This is a genomic window from Roseateles agri (assembly GCF_034043675.1).
In the GTDB taxonomy this organism is placed as follows: domain Bacteria; phylum Pseudomonadota; class Gammaproteobacteria; order Burkholderiales; family Burkholderiaceae_C; genus KK5.
Genome location: NZ_JAXCLA010000006.1, coordinates 172,371 through 185,401, shown reverse-complemented (window position 1 = coordinate 185,401; position 13,031 = coordinate 172,371). Strand labels below are relative to the sequence as shown.

The window sequence follows — 13,031 nt, the reverse complement described above, 5'->3', positions numbered from 1 at the left end:
AGTAGTTATGTTGACGGGGACGACTTCACTCGACTTGGTAGCGCTCCACGAGGCCGGCCACGCCGTTGCTCATGTGCGCCTGCAGATCCCGCAGTTGCGCGCCAGCATCATTGAAGCCGGCGACACGGTTGGTAGCGTTCGATCGCAGTGCGAGGTGTGGTCTCGGGACGAAGCGGCGGCAATGGCAATTGCCTACTGCTCTGGGTATGCGGCGCTTGTTGCTGCTGGGCTCGCTGAGACAGAGGCCTCCGCAGGGTGCGACAGCGACTTTCGATGCGTGCAGGATCTTGTCGTCGCATGGCAGTTGGAAGGAGGGCTGGACCAGATCAAATCCGCGGCAGTCTCGATGATGATCAAGCCCGAAAATTCCTCAGCCGTATCGCTGGTAGCGAGGGAACTACTAGCAAATAGGACATTGGATGATGACGTCATTGACCTCTTGGTCGATGTGGCCGACGGCCATTGCAGTCGGGACGCCTTCGACCGATTTCTAGTCGCGCGAGCGTCCCCGCCTTTGGAAGGCTGATGGCGCGCAAAGCCCGGAGCGGCATTGGCAAGCGCCGTACAAGACTATGACCCTGCATCTCGTTCCACCGGCTTCGAAGCCCCCGAAGACCGAGCGCGAGAAGATCCTCGCGAAGCACGCTGCCACGGTGCGGGCCTACATGCTGAAGTGCCCGCGATGCGGTGGAGTGGAGGTGGTGCAGACCACCATCGGCGTGGAAGTCACAGCGCCCGGCAAGACCCGGGGTGGAACCAAGCAGTGGGTGTGCTTCCACTGCATGGCGCGCGGCGAGCGAGTCATCTGCCGCTGAGCCTGTGCCGGACAGCGGTCGGATTCACGACGGTACGACGATTGCACTGAGGTTTCGAGGTCACACAATGGCTGAATGAAATCCATCGCTTTGATCGTCGCTCTCGTCCTGACTTTCTTGCAGCCGGCCATCGCGCAAGTCTCCAAACCAGGCAAGTACTACGTAGTCACGGAGACGTCCAGCGTGCGGCTTGCGCCGGTGGCGAGCGCGAAAGAGACCAACGTGCTTCGAACCCGACAGGCCGTCGATGTGATTGAGGTGAAAGGGCAGTGGGCTCGTATCTCGAAGTACTACGACGGAGCAGTCGAGGGTCAGGCTGGTGATGTCGCCCGCTGGGTACGAGCCGCAGATCTTTCCCCCACGCGACCGCCAGACGAGAAGGCTCGGTCTGATGAGCCCGAAATAGCCAAGCTCCTGGTCGACTCCGACGACTTCTCCCGGTACCGAAAGGCGTTCATCAAGGCATCGCAAGACCTTGTCGCTCGAGGGCAATGCTCCTTGCAGGATTTCAAGGAGATCGGTGGTTGGATGAAGTCGACCAATGCTCCGACTGCTCCGGTCTACTTCATGTACTGCGGAGGCATGACCAAGGCCAACCGCATCTTCCTGAATGCCCGCACCGGCGAGGTGTTCAGGTAGAACCAACTGCAGATCGTCGGGGTGGCCTGCTGCGCGGCGTCCAGGCCCATGCCAGAGCCGGTGCGCAAGTTTGCGCGCTGCTTACGAATCAATGGGTTGCGAGCGGTCTTGGCGGGCCTAGCAGCGTGAACTGCGCGACTTGGGCCCGGCCTGTTGCTGAGCGCTGCGCGGCATGAAGGTCGCGGCGACGGGGCATCGGAGGTGTATCGCTTCGCTCGACGCGAAGGTTCACGATGGACTGCAGGGGTGCGCAGAAATCGTTCCGAAACTGCGCAGAAATCGGCCAGCTATCTGCCTGTCCACCGGGGCTTGAACCTAGCATTGGTGCGGCCTGCAGACCGATCACATGGTCAGAAATGCGCGCGGAAATCGTTTCGAAAATCGTTCGAAGCGGTGCTAATCATCGCCTGCTGCGCGTGCCAACTCCACTTGCTTGGGTAGAGTGTACAGGTAGGTCAGGACGTAGCGGGCCAGCGACTCCATCGCCTTGGCGTCAGCCACGGAGGCCTCCTCTTCGCCATGCACCGCGTCATTTCCGTCAAGTCGAAGTTGGTGAGCCCACTCTTGGATCGCCGGTGTCAACCTGTTCTGTTCCGCCAATTTGTCGATGCGCTTTTCCAGTTTCCACGCGTCGACGTCCGGGGCCAGGTCTTTCAAACCCAACTCCAGCGCACGGCGGAACTGTGCACAAGCCCCATTTGGGCTGGCCGCGACGATCTGACAGCCTTCCTTGAATGCCTTCGCTACGCGGTCGGGAAGATGATCTGGGACGTCGACGTCTTTCACGGACGGATAGGCCATCATCACGTTGCAATTGCCGTCGCCTCGACTGAGGTCCCCCGATGCAGTCACCGGATCCAGATTAAGAGCCGAATGCACGACCGCTACCAGCGGACCTGAGCAGCCTGGGCACGTGAACAGCACGTTGAAAAGGTGGTTGCCTCGGTTTCGTCCGGCTACCGGCGCGAACGCAGCTTTCACGGTGCCGCAATGCGGGCAATCCGTCGTGAAGATGGCCATGAGTCTTCCTGCTGGAAAGTCCGCGGGAGGTTATCACCCTTGCGTGGACACGGCCGGCACGGCAGTCGCGACCTGCGTTGGAGATCTCGACGAATAGACCGGCTCAGATTTGAGCCGGTCTGCCGGGCGGAGCTATCGACTTGCGCACTAGCCTCGACACTAACCAGTGCGGCACTAACCGTGAACTCGTGGCTGGCCGGCTTTGACACAGAGCCATGCAGCACGACGGCGGCGCTCATCATGGGGCAGTTGCCGGGCGTGCGGGACTGGATGAAGAAGCAGTGGGATGAGGTGCCGGCTTAGAAGCCGATGTTATTTGTTTACCTCGTGAGCAAGTTTCGTTAGCCTGCTATACATTTTTGTAAGATCATCTTGCAGGGTCTTCTCAGCCTCGGCGTTGGGTTTATCCATTTTTTCACAAACGATTTTTAGTAGACTGATCCGTCTGTTTATATCGCTTGTCGCCTCAACCTGCCGCCGCAGTTCCATAATCTCTTTAAGGGCTAACATATCAATTTTTGAAAGATCGACATACGAATCATCGTCCGGCGCTTCTTCCGCGCCAGGAAATACCGCCTTGATTTGAATTTCCCACCCCGGAAGGACATTAACTAAATTGCGCAGCGCCGCATCTGACGCGTCATTGAACCGATTTAAATCATCGATCTGCTTATTTGTTGCAAAATTTCCAGAATCCAAGGTCGCTTGAATATCTGCAAGTGAAGCTCTCAACATCTTCTGGTTTAGGAGCGCGGTCGCATAATGTTCGCCGAGGCTCTTGGACATTTCGTTTAAAAGCTTGAGCTGTCTGTCGGCCTTTGCTTGGGCTTGTTGGAAATGGGCTTGCGTTAGTGATGTTATCAACGCTGACGACAGGGCGATTGCGGCACCGGTTATTAACAGGATCAGTTCACGCCGAAATTCGACCTTCTTTTCCTCCGGGCTAACATCTTGCTTATCGGACATAAAACACCTGGTTTTCCTTGTATGCCATTGCTGCCCCATGAGCTTTCAGGTGGCCTGATGCTAGTACGCCAACACAGGGGTTGAAAAGCCCCGGGCGGTGCCGGGACTGGGTTCACATGCTGACCAACTCAGTAGCACCCGGAAGCGTGTCGACATGGTGTGACGCCAGCAAAGAACGCTGGGCGGTCGTCTGCGGCTGGTTTCGGGTGCAAGCACCCTGTAACCTCGTGCTGTGTAACCAGGGCTGTCGGGTGTTAACTTCGGTGTTAACCATCGCCTGTTAACTAGGCCCTGTCAGCGGAGTCTTGGCTGGCACCTGCGGATACCACGGTATCAGGGTTGACGCGTTGCCGCAGCATCAGGAGCCTTTGATGTCGCCGTTCCCCGATGGACAGGCGCTTCCGGGCAGGGCATACCCGTGAGCCAGATCTCAGCCCGTCAACCCTCCGTCAACCTAAACCGTGCGCCCATGGTTCAGAGAATCGGGCGCTCGGGCACTGGCTCATCGGGGCTCAGAGCACTCTGCACACTACGAATGACCTGGGTCGCCACCGGTTCGTCGCCTGTGCCCACAGAGCCGGCGCGGTGGCGACGGCTTTCATACATGCCGCCGACCTCCTTGGCAGCCTGCTCCAGGATCTGCATAGCCAGCACGTAGTTCTTCATCCGTTGCGCCTGGTAGAGAAGGTGCTGCAGGGCGCGCAAGCGGGTAATTCGATTGGCGATCGGGATCTCGATGACCTCATTGCGCATCTGGGTCCGCGTCGCTTCAAACAGTTCCCGCCATTTCGCACTGAGAGCACGGCCAGCACATCGTCCGGGATCGTAGGTCTCGATCTGCTGGCGGGAGACCGTCAACCCGAACTCTTGCTTGACGGCTTCCGCGACTTCGGACGGCGTTTCAAAGCAGGCCAGAGCCTGGACGATAAAGCGCTTCACATCGTCGGAGAGGGCTGCCATCGATTGGATTTCGTCAAGGTTGGGTCAAGGTAGCAGCGCGAGCTCTGGGTACACCCGGAGGCCAGATCAGCCGATGAGGTTGAGCAAGATGCTCTCGGTTTCCTTGCGGTCCATGAACTCGGACTCGGCGAGGTACCGAAACACACTCACTGCCTCGGCCTTGGTGCGCGGTCGGATGCGGGCCAGCGATCGCAAGACAAAGTCCTCGCGCGCGTTGACTTCCGGCTCGTGATCTCCGCAGCTGTCGGCCTCACGGAGGCGATAGAGGTCGTCCCAGTACCGCAGCTCGAACAGGCAGTCGTCCAATGTCTGCGGCAGGAGATCTGCGCGCGAATTGAAGCGGGCGTCCACAGTACTAGCGTCGTAGTCACCGAAGTCACGCTTGCGATGGACGCCCTTCAATGCATCGATGCAGAAGCGCTCGGCCGGGGTCTCGGCGAACAGGCCCTCTACGTTGCCAAAGCGCGCAAGGCCCTCGTGTCGCAGAGCCAGCTTCTCGTTGGTGGACCGAGCCAAGGCCTCAAGGTCAGCGAAGCCGATGCTTTGAAAGGCGGCCATGAGACTGCCGGGGTTCTGTGCAACCAGGTGTTGCGTGTACTTGCGCTCCAGGACGTCAATCGGCGTCTTGATCCGCTTGACGGCTTCCAGGGCATTCGCGATGAAGGCAGGATTGCCGGTCTTGATTACCTCGCGCAGCCACAGCAACGCGTCGAGTTCCGGGTCTCCCGTGACCTCAACCTGTGGTGGGAGTGTGATCTGTGCCAGCGCGGAACTGCTGCTCTGCTGGACTGGCGGGAGCGAGCACAGGCTGCGCAGTGCTTGGTTGTCGCGGAACGCCCCGGAGCGGCTGCAGATGGCCTTTACCGTTCCCAAGGGCAGGCCGGTCTGCCTGGCAACCGCGGCCAGGGAGTTGCCGCGCCGGAGGGCAAGGACCTTCTGATGGTCTGCAACCGGGGGTTTCGTATTAGCCGCTGGAGTCATCGTCTGCATTTCGGTGGCAACCTCGCTGGAAACCTGTCCGTGGAAACCTGTCTGTCAGGTAGCTTTCGGGCGCGTACTTCGCTGCGTACCAGCGGCCTACGTACCAAGCAGGCAGGCCGGTGTGCTGGCCCGATGCGTCAGGTGGGCCGGCCCACCTGAGTCAGCTCGGCGATGTAGGTGTCGGTGATCGCCCGAGCGGCTTGATGGTGGCCGTCCAGCAAGTCCTTGACGGCCTTTGCGCTGAACGGCTCCTCGACGTCGTGCCAGCCGCAGGCGATATCCATCATCACCTCGTGATCGACCCTGGCGCTGCCTTCCAGCGACTCGCGGAACTGCGCGAACTCCTTGCGCCCGCGGTGCTTGAAGTCGAACTTGATCACCAGCGGTGGGCCCTCGGGACGCGGGATCTTGACCTCGGCCGTGAAGGTCGGAGCCGCCTTGATGGATGGTTTGCTCATTGGGGTGCTTTCTGCGAACCGTGCCTGGGCGTGAAGCTCAGGCAGCGGATGTGGTGGATGAAGAAGAAGGGTCAGGGAGAAGGACGCCCGGTGCGCCGCGGTGAGCCGAACACGCCGACCTGCCGCTCGTGCTCTGCTGCGGCACGTAGCTCGGCGTCGATCGCGGCTTCGCTGACCAGGGAGCAGATTGCCTCGGCTCGCTCAATGACCATGGGCGTGGCCCGCCCGGAGCGGAGGCCGCGCTTCAGCCTGGCAGCCTCTCGGAATCCGAGGCCGCTGGCCTTGGCGGTGATGGCCGCGAAGTGACGTCTGGCGTGGGCCCGCCGAGATCTTGGGACCTCGACTGCATCGCCCCACGCAAGGACGCCCAAGGCGATGAGCTTCTTTGCGGCCAGCGAGATTGCCGGCGATGCGTTGTCACGCGGGGCCGGCCTGACGTTCACTTTTCGTCTGCCGTGCTGTAGGCAAAGACGTCGTTGCGCCTGCCTCGCCACATCGAATAGCCATCCGGTGGCATTACGCCGACCTCGTCGGCACTTACAGGCCCACCGCCATAGATGCCTTCGAGGTGCTCCGGTTGAAGTCGTTCCAGTTTCAGTGGGATGTGGTGTTCTGCACCCAGGCCACCGCCGGCGCGGCGGACATAGCGAATCATGAGCATGGTTGGTCTTTCTAAGGTTGAGTGAAGGGAGGGAAAGTGGCCTGAGGGTCAGGCCTTGAGGGAAAACTATCTGGAGGCTGCAGGTCAGCGCTTGCGCTCCGTCTTTGTGAACTTGCCCATCGAGCGGCTTGCGCGGCTATTGGGATCGGCCATCGCGGTCGCGAACATGCCGTCAAACTCCTCCAGCGTGATCGTGCGGCCACCGTTGCTGGTGGTCTGCTGGGTGGCGCGGCCGATCGCTGCGGAGGTGTGGTTGATGATGGTGATCGGGCCATCACCGCCAGCACCAGCAGGCTTCACAGTGCCGCTCTGCCCACCGGTCAGGAGGTAGTCTCGGCCGCCGAAGCTGGCGACCTCGGGCAAGCCTTTCTCGTTGATGCGGTAGATGCTGCTGGCCGACACCGGGCCGCCGATGGCACGCATACCGCCGAACTGGGTGCTGAGCGAGCCGGCGATCGAGTCGCCGAGGCTTGTGCCTGTGCCCGTGCCGCCGAAGATGCTGGCGACACTGCCGGCGATGCCGAGCCAGTTCGTGCCGCTGCCGGATGCGGTGCCGAACAGGCTGGACAGCGACTGCTTCACCTGAATGCGGACGATCTCCGAGATGATCGTGTCGGCCAAGCTCTTGAAGTTGAACTTGCCCGTCGTCACGAAGGAGACGATGGAGTCCTCCAGGCTGCTGAAGGTCTTGGTGTACAGGTCCTCGGTCAGCTTGGCGGTGTTCTGGGCATCGGCCAAGTAGTTGGCCATCGCCTTGCTGGCGCCGTTCTCCCAGCGGCTGTCTGCGGCGAGCTTGTCGTCGACGCCCTGGTTGTAGATGCGCAACTCCTCAGCCTCGGTCTTCTTGCTGAGGTCGACGCGCCGCTCATAGTCCTTCTGCGCCTCATCCGAGATCTTCGCGTCCGGGTTGCCGGTGACGCTGCGGATGGTCTTCTCCATCAGCGCACGCTCGTTCTCCAACTGGCGGCGCTCGTCGGCGTACTTGTCGAGGATCGCGTCGCGGCCTTGGGCCTGCTGACGTGCCGCGTCGCCGAGGCCCGCGTAGGAATTCTCGCGCTGGGCAGCCCGGGCCAAGGTTGCGAGGTAGTCGGCGGCCGATTGGCGTGACTGCTCGAACGCCCGGGAGACCATGGCCTGTGCGGCAGTTTGCTCCGTCGCGAGGTTGATGCCCTTGACTGCGCCCTGGGTCGTGAGGTCGGTGATCTGCTGGCGCAGGTCTTTGATGCGGGACTCGATGCCCTTCGCTTCTGACGGGAGCACGTTCGGCAACAGCAGTTGCTGCTGCTGGTCGGCGATGCTGGCCTCGAGCAGGCGCTTCTGCGCGTCGATGGTCAGGTTGATGAACGCGAGCTTCGCGCCGTAGTACTCCTTGTCACCGACGATGCCGGCTTGCCGATTGGCCTCGAGGATCGCCTCCGAGGCCTCGAACACGGAGAGGCGCGAGTTCTCGGCACGAGTCAGGTCCGCGATCTGCGCGATCTGCTTGGCGATGCTTCCATTCGAGTCGTACTGCCGCTGTCGCGCTGCCTTGCGCTCGTCGATCTTCTCTTGCGAGATGCCGGCCGCCACCCCCTCGTTCTGGATGGCGATGAGGTCGCGCTGCAACTGTTTCGCAGCCGTGAGGTACTGGACGTTCTTGTCGTCCCATTCCTGACCCAGACGCTTCTCCTGCGTCGTCTTGGCGGTTGCCGCTGCCAGGGCCGCCTCTTGGTCGCGGGTGACCGTGAGGATCCTCAGCCGTTCCCGATCGGCTGCCTCTTGGCGCGCGGCGACATCGTCTTGAGGAAGAACCGTGCGGCCCTTCAGCCCGTTGGCTGCCTTCGCTCGCTGAGCGTCGATTTTTGCGAGCTTCGCCTGGAGTTGCGCGATCTCGTCCTCGGGCCGGCCGATGTCAGCGATGGCATCACCCGCGGCCTTGGTCCCGCCCTTGATGGCGCGCCAGGCCCGCTCGACGTATCCCAGGTTCTGGAGGATTTGCGGGGTACGTTGATTCAACGTGTCCGCATAGGCCTGCTGTGCCAACTTGCCCGCCTCGGTTGTCCTCCCTTGCTCGGTGAGGTTGCGGATCTGTTCCAGCGTGGAGCGAGAGAAGGCGTTGGTGAGCTGGTCGAGCTGGCGTGCGGACTCGAGAGGAGTCTTGCCCAACTGCTCGAAGGCCTTGACGGTGTCTTCAGCTGCATCCCCGCCTACCGTCTCCATCCGGAGTGCGGCCTCGGTGAACGACTGCAAGCTCTGGGAGGCGATCACACCGCTGCGCGCCATCTGGTTGAGCACGTCGGCGGCGCGAGCTTGAGTGCCTGCTCCGTTCGCAGCCACGGCCGCGGCCATGAAGGAGAGCTTGACGGCGCTCGTGCCGGCGGCATTGCCGGTGAGGATCAGCGTCTTCCTAAATTCATCGGCCTCTTGGGAGCCCTTGTAGTAGGCGTAGCCAGCCACTCCCAAGGTTGCCGCCAGGGTCCCCAGGGTAGCCGTTACGGGCGTAATCAGTGTCCCCACGGCAGTCAGCGCGCCACGCACGCCACCGAAGGTGCCGGAGAGCTGCGAGCCCTGCTGGATCAGCGCCGTGATGGGCGACTGGCCGGAGGCGATCTGGACGAACAGATCGTTGAGCTGGAAGCTCAACTGCTGGGTCTGGTACGCCGTCAGCTTGGTGGAGTCGGTCAGCGAGGACTGCTGTTTGCCGACGGCAGCGAGACGTGTGATGTACTGCGCCGCCGACTCCGACACGCCGAGCTGCGCCGCCTTGTATTGAAGGATCTCGGTTGCAGACTTGCCGGCCGTGTCGGCTTGTTCCTTCAGCGACTGAATGAACGAGTCCTGCGACTTCGCCAGGGACTGCTTGGCCTGCGCGGCTTCGCGCTGGGCCAGGGCTTCCTTGAGCGCAGCGGCGGCAGATGCCTCCTGCGCTGCCCGCTGGTTCTGCAACTGGAGAATCAGCGGGGCAGCCTGCTCCGCCACGCCGGCCTGGGCGGCACGATAGCGCAGCATATCCTCGACACCCTTGCCGTACAGGGCGACCTGATCGCGGAGCGCATCGACCAACCGCTGGCCGGCCGTCTCTGCCTGCTTCGCCGAGTCCGCCAGGCCTGTGGTCGCGGTGCGCGTCCGCTGCAGAGCCTGGGCTGCCGACAAGGAGTTGGCATCGATGGACTTCATCAGCGTCTCGATGCGGTCCAGTACCGTCTCGGCGCGCTGGCCGGCGCTGCCGAGGTTGTCCAGGTCCTTCCCGGCCGTCTTGACGCTCGTGGTGTCTACCGCGAGGCCAAGCGTGCTGATTTCATTGGTCATGGGGATGCCTTTCGGAGAGGTAGGTCAGGAAGGTCCTGACGGGTAGTAGGTGCGATGGTCTGAGCGGTGACTGAGATCGATCAGCCGTTGATGACGCCGGCCGACTCAGGCACCGGCTGGCGATCCATCTGGTAGTACGCGTCGCTGTAGTTCACGGCGCGCACGGTCGGGTACTGGCCGTCGGCCAGGTCGATCTCCGAGACCAGCCACGCCATAGCCTGACGCCGGGAATCACTGGCAAAGGAGAAGATGGTGCGGATGCCATCAGGTCCCGGCACGGTCACGATGGCCTCGGCGGGCGGCCGCGCGAGGATGACCTGATTCGCCTTGGCGCCGGCGCTCACCGAGATGCTGTCCAGGGTGCCATCACGCTTCATCAGCACGATGCTGTGCGGCTCGCCAACTTCGAAGGCGACGCGCTGGCTCAGCGTCAGCGTCAGCCCTTGCTGCGATATCACCTCGCCGTCATAGGCCTTGAAGCGGGTGTTGTCGACGATGTCGATACGGGCGTTCGGCAGCAGCGCTCGCGCGTCCAGCGTGGTCTTGGTCTCGATGCTCAGCCGTTGGCCCTTCAGCTTGAAGAACTCGCGGTTCGCGCGGAACCAGGCCTGGGCGAAGCTGCGGATGCCGGCGATCTCGAACTTCTTGGGCGAGCGGGCGCTGCCGTCCAGCGGCAGCTTGATGGTCTCGGTCTGCTGGGTGTCGGGGTCGGAGTACTGGAACTCGATGCCGTCATAGTCTCCGTCGGCCACGAACTTGCGCGTGATGGTCTCAGAGTTGGGCTGCTTGTTCCGGTGTGTGAACAGCGCCGTGCTCGCGCTCTGCTGCCGATCCAGGGCGAGGCGGATCCTGCCGTTCTGGCGGTAGCCGGTACAGAAGCCAGCATTGGCGATCGTCTCGACGGTCTCTTCGAAGGCGATGTTGTCGCTGTCGAAGGTGTAGTTGAACTGGCCGACCTCCGGATGCCAGGCGTCGAGCTGCTGCTGCACGGCGTAGATCTGCGCCATGTCCAGATCGGCGTCCAGGTCGCGCGCGCCGATCTTGGGGTCCAGCGCGACGGCCGCGATGATGTCGACCAGGCGAGACGTAGCGCTGATAGTGCCACTGACCAAGCGGCCGGTCGCGTCGAATGCGCCGCTGAAGCCCGTCCCGTCGAACGTGGGCAGCAGTCGCGCCGATAGCGCGTTGAGCTGCCGCGTCTTCACTGCTGTGCTGCGGCTGTTGGCCTCGGTGACCGTTTGAAGAGTCGTGAGATTCCCGAAGTGCAGCCGGGCCTCGGGCGTGACGCTGTAAAGGTCAGCCCAGGCGATCTCATCCTGCACGCGGCCCTGGAAGTCATAGTCGTGCTGACTGGTGCGCCGCATCCGCACGCGAGCCGGGCCGGTCCACGCCGTGGCGTGCTCGATCGTGTCCGCCCGCTCTTCCGAGACCGACCCGCTGAGACTGGCGGTGATGATCTCCACGACGCCGGTCGGCACGAAGGTGCCCGGGTCCAGCCGCTCAATCGAGATCTCGAAGCCCACGGTCTCGGCCGACAGACCGCCGTCGTCCTTGTACAGGCCGTTCTGCGCCACGATGTTGACCCAGACCTCCGTGCGGTTGGCCGCGCGCAGCGTCACCCAGTCGGTGTACTCGGTCACCGGCTGGCCCGGCGCCGGCGCGTCGGCCAAGTCGTCGATGGTGGCCGCCGCGACGATCTCGGACAGGAAGACCGCGCCGCTCAAGATCATGAATCCGTCGGCCACGCCGATCACGGTCCGTGAGCCGGAGTAGTTCCGGGTCACCGTGAACGTGGTTTCTGCAGGACTGCCGCGATCCACCGGAGCGGGCGTCGTGGTCAGGTGACCCAAGTTGTCGATGGCCGCGACGGTGTACGTGCCGTCGTTCGTCGGGTCATCGGTCGACGCCACGGCGATCGAGTCACCGACGCGCAAATCGGCGAACGGATCCTCCCAACCTTCACCACCGACACCGGTCGCATTGAACTTGCCGCCGAAGGCCTGCACGATGGCGGTCGAGATGACCGGGACATCAGCCATCGTGATGATGATCTCGTCGCCCGGGTCGACGATGGCATTGATGTTCGGCTTCTTCGTCTGCTGCGTGATGACGTCGCCGCCCGGATCGGGCGTGAAGGTGTAGGTCTCGCCGCGTGCGAGCTGCAACTGATTCAGCGGCTTGAGGATCAGGCCGTCCACCTCGTTGGAGCGCGCTACCGTCAGCACCTTGTCGATGATGGCCGGGCCGATCTGCAGGTGCGGCGCGTCGCCGCTGTTCGGGCTGGTGAAGGGCCAGTACACCGCCGCGCTCGCGTTGCTGATCGCTTCGATCAGCGACTGACCGTCCTGCACCTGGCTGAGTTCACAGTAGCCGCGGCTAACGCAGTAGTAGCCGTACTCGTACTTCCGGTTCTGGATGTACTTGTAGTAGGTCGGCATCATCAGCGAGGGGATCGCCAGCACGGTGCCGTATATATCCTCGATGCGCTGGCCCACACGCACCTGGTTCTCGCGGTTGCCCAGCGCATTGTTGGGACTCTGCTGCGTGCGGTTGACGTTGGCCGGCATCGTGGCCGGCGTGGCCATGAGAGCTTGGGCCACGGATAGCACGACCAAGATGACCTGAACCCACTCGTAGGGCGATGACCCTGGCGATTGCAGGACGACGTACTCGGGCGCGGCGTTCGCCAGCAGCGCGTCGATGTTGCCGGTGATCTCAGTGTCTGCCGACGGCTCGCCCTCGAAGACATGAACGCCGACCTGCGGCGCGTCGCCGTAGTGGCTCAACAGCCATTCGCCGATGCTCGGCGCTTCGAAGACCTGCTCGGCGCCGGCGATCGGATGTGTGTAGAGGCGGATGGTGGTCATGCGGCCGCCTGGTCCCAGAACTCGATCAGGGCGTAGGCGTCACGGATCGAGGCCAGGTCCTGGTACAGGTTGCCTTCGGCCAAGGCGTGCAGCACGCTGCCTTGCCAGTAGATGCCGCAGTGATGCAGACCGACCTTCTCGCTCTTGCCCAGTAGCACGAGGCACAGGTCCTGCGGTTCCGCAATCGGCGTAAGGCCTTCCGGCCCCTTGTGCAAGGCCAGGCGGAAGGCAGCAGCGATGGCGCGGATGCTGGAGTTGACCGTCTTGTACGTGGTGACGCCGAGGCCGCGCTCGGCTTTCCAGACGTCTGTGACGAGATCCCAGCCTGGCAGCGGCGTGCCGTACTGGCGCGGCAAATAGGTGTTGACGTTCATGT

12 protein-coding genes are annotated in these 13,031 nt (G+C 62.6%); 3 read left to right on the top strand and 9 right to left on the bottom strand.

Going from position 1 to position 13,031, the window contains the following annotated elements; genetic code table 11:
- The first annotated feature begins 7 nt into the window (after positions 1 to 7).
- The 3 genes from SNE35_RS18825 to SNE35_RS18815 all read left to right on the top strand — a co-directional run bounded on the left by SNE35_RS18825 (position 8) and on the right by SNE35_RS18815 (position 1,454).
- Positions 8 to 526, top strand: coding sequence for a hypothetical protein (locus SNE35_RS18825; protein WP_320424521.1), 519 nt, complete (start codon positions 8 to 10; stop codon positions 524 to 526).
- A 46-nt stretch (positions 527 to 572) separates the two neighbouring features.
- Positions 573 to 815, top strand: a complete 243-nt coding sequence (locus SNE35_RS18820) for a hypothetical protein (protein ID WP_320424520.1) — start codon at positions 573 to 575, stop codon at positions 813 to 815.
- Positions 816 to 890: 75 nt separating this feature from the next.
- Complete coding sequence (locus SNE35_RS18815) at positions 891 to 1,454, top strand: SH3 domain-containing protein (RefSeq protein ID WP_320424518.1); 564 nt, start codon at positions 891 to 893, stop codon at positions 1,452 to 1,454.
- A gap of 396 nt (positions 1,455 to 1,850) precedes the next feature.
- On the opposite strand, the gene SNE35_RS18810 is transcribed toward SNE35_RS18815, so the two are convergent.
- The 9 genes from SNE35_RS18810 to SNE35_RS18770 all read right to left on the bottom strand — a co-directional run bounded on the left by SNE35_RS18810 (position 1,851) and on the right by SNE35_RS18770 (position 13,029).
- Entirely contained in the window at positions 1,851 to 2,474 is a 624-nt protein-coding gene (locus tag SNE35_RS18810) for a DUF4145 domain-containing protein (RefSeq protein ID WP_320424517.1), read from the bottom strand.
- 312 nt (positions 2,475 to 2,786) lie between these two features.
- A complete protein-coding gene (locus SNE35_RS18805) occupies positions 2,787 to 3,440 on the bottom strand; it encodes a hypothetical protein (protein WP_320424516.1) in 654 nt (217 codons plus the stop codon).
- 474 nt (positions 3,441 to 3,914) lie between these two features.
- Complete coding sequence (locus SNE35_RS18800) at positions 3,915 to 4,400, bottom strand: DUF2280 domain-containing protein (RefSeq protein ID WP_320424515.1); 486 nt, start codon at positions 4,398 to 4,400, stop codon at positions 3,915 to 3,917.
- 66 nt (positions 4,401 to 4,466) lie between these two features.
- The gene (locus SNE35_RS18795; protein ID WP_320424514.1) at positions 4,467 to 5,390 is read right to left on the bottom strand and encodes a hypothetical protein; all 924 of its coding nucleotides are present in this window, start codon (positions 5,388 to 5,390) and stop codon (positions 4,467 to 4,469) included.
- Positions 5,391 to 5,518: 128 nt separating this feature from the next.
- Positions 5,519 to 5,839, bottom strand: a complete 321-nt coding sequence (locus tag SNE35_RS18790; protein ID WP_320424513.1) for a phage tail assembly chaperone — start codon at positions 5,837 to 5,839, stop codon at positions 5,519 to 5,521.
- Between the two features lie 439 nt (positions 5,840 to 6,278).
- Positions 6,279 to 6,500 carry a hypothetical protein gene (locus SNE35_RS18785; protein WP_320424512.1) on the bottom strand — a complete coding sequence of 74 codons (222 nt, stop codon included), beginning with the start codon at positions 6,498 to 6,500 and terminating at the stop codon, positions 6,279 to 6,281.
- Between the two features lie 84 nt (positions 6,501 to 6,584).
- Positions 6,585 to 9,656, bottom strand: a complete 3,072-nt coding sequence (locus tag SNE35_RS18780; protein WP_320424511.1) for a phage tail length tape measure family protein — start codon at positions 9,654 to 9,656, stop codon at positions 6,585 to 6,587.
- Between the two features lie 212 nt (positions 9,657 to 9,868).
- Positions 9,869 to 12,655 carry a host specificity factor TipJ family phage tail protein gene (locus SNE35_RS18775; protein ID WP_320424510.1) on the bottom strand — a complete coding sequence of 929 codons (2,787 nt, stop codon included), beginning with the start codon at positions 12,653 to 12,655 and terminating at the stop codon, positions 9,869 to 9,871.
- Positions 12,652 to 13,029: a hypothetical protein gene (locus tag SNE35_RS18770; protein WP_320424509.1), complete on the bottom strand. Its 378-nt coding sequence runs from the start codon at positions 13,027 to 13,029 to the stop codon at positions 12,652 to 12,654. Before SNE35_RS18770 ends, SNE35_RS18775 begins: the two co-directional genes overlap by 4 nt.
- Positions 13,030 to 13,031 lie beyond the last annotated feature (2 nt).

Coding starts and splice junctions, on each gene's coding strand:
- SNE35_RS18825 (WP_320424521.1), top strand. CDS start 8: ATGTTGACGGGGACGACTTCACTCGACTTGGTAGCGCTCCACGAGGCC.
- SNE35_RS18820 (WP_320424520.1), top strand. CDS start 573: ATGACCCTGCATCTCGTTCCACCGGCTTCGAAGCCCCCGAAGACCGAG.
- SNE35_RS18815 (WP_320424518.1), top strand. CDS start 891: ATGAAATCCATCGCTTTGATCGTCGCTCTCGTCCTGACTTTCTTGCAG.
- SNE35_RS18810 (WP_320424517.1), bottom strand. CDS start 2,474: ATGGCCATCTTCACGACGGATTGCCCGCATTGCGGCACCGTGAAAGCT.
- SNE35_RS18805 (WP_320424516.1), bottom strand. CDS start 3,440: ATGTCCGATAAGCAAGATGTTAGCCCGGAGGAAAAGAAGGTCGAATTT.
- SNE35_RS18800 (WP_320424515.1), bottom strand. CDS start 4,400: ATGGCAGCCCTCTCCGACGATGTGAAGCGCTTTATCGTCCAGGCTCTG.
- SNE35_RS18795 (WP_320424514.1), bottom strand. CDS start 5,390: ATGCAGACGATGACTCCAGCGGCTAATACGAAACCCCCGGTTGCAGAC.
- SNE35_RS18790 (WP_320424513.1), bottom strand. CDS start 5,839: ATGAGCAAACCATCCATCAAGGCGGCTCCGACCTTCACGGCCGAGGTC.
- SNE35_RS18785 (WP_320424512.1), bottom strand. CDS start 6,500: ATGCTCATGATTCGCTATGTCCGCCGCGCCGGCGGTGGCCTGGGTGCA.
- SNE35_RS18780 (WP_320424511.1), bottom strand. CDS start 9,656: ATGAAGTCCATCGATGCCAACTCCTTGTCGGCAGCCCAGGCTCTGCAG.
- SNE35_RS18775 (WP_320424510.1), bottom strand. CDS start 12,655: ATGACCACCATCCGCCTCTACACACATCCGATCGCCGGCGCCGAGCAG.
- SNE35_RS18770 (WP_320424509.1), bottom strand. CDS start 13,029: ATGAACGTCAACACCTATTTGCCGCGCCAGTACGGCACGCCGCTGCCA.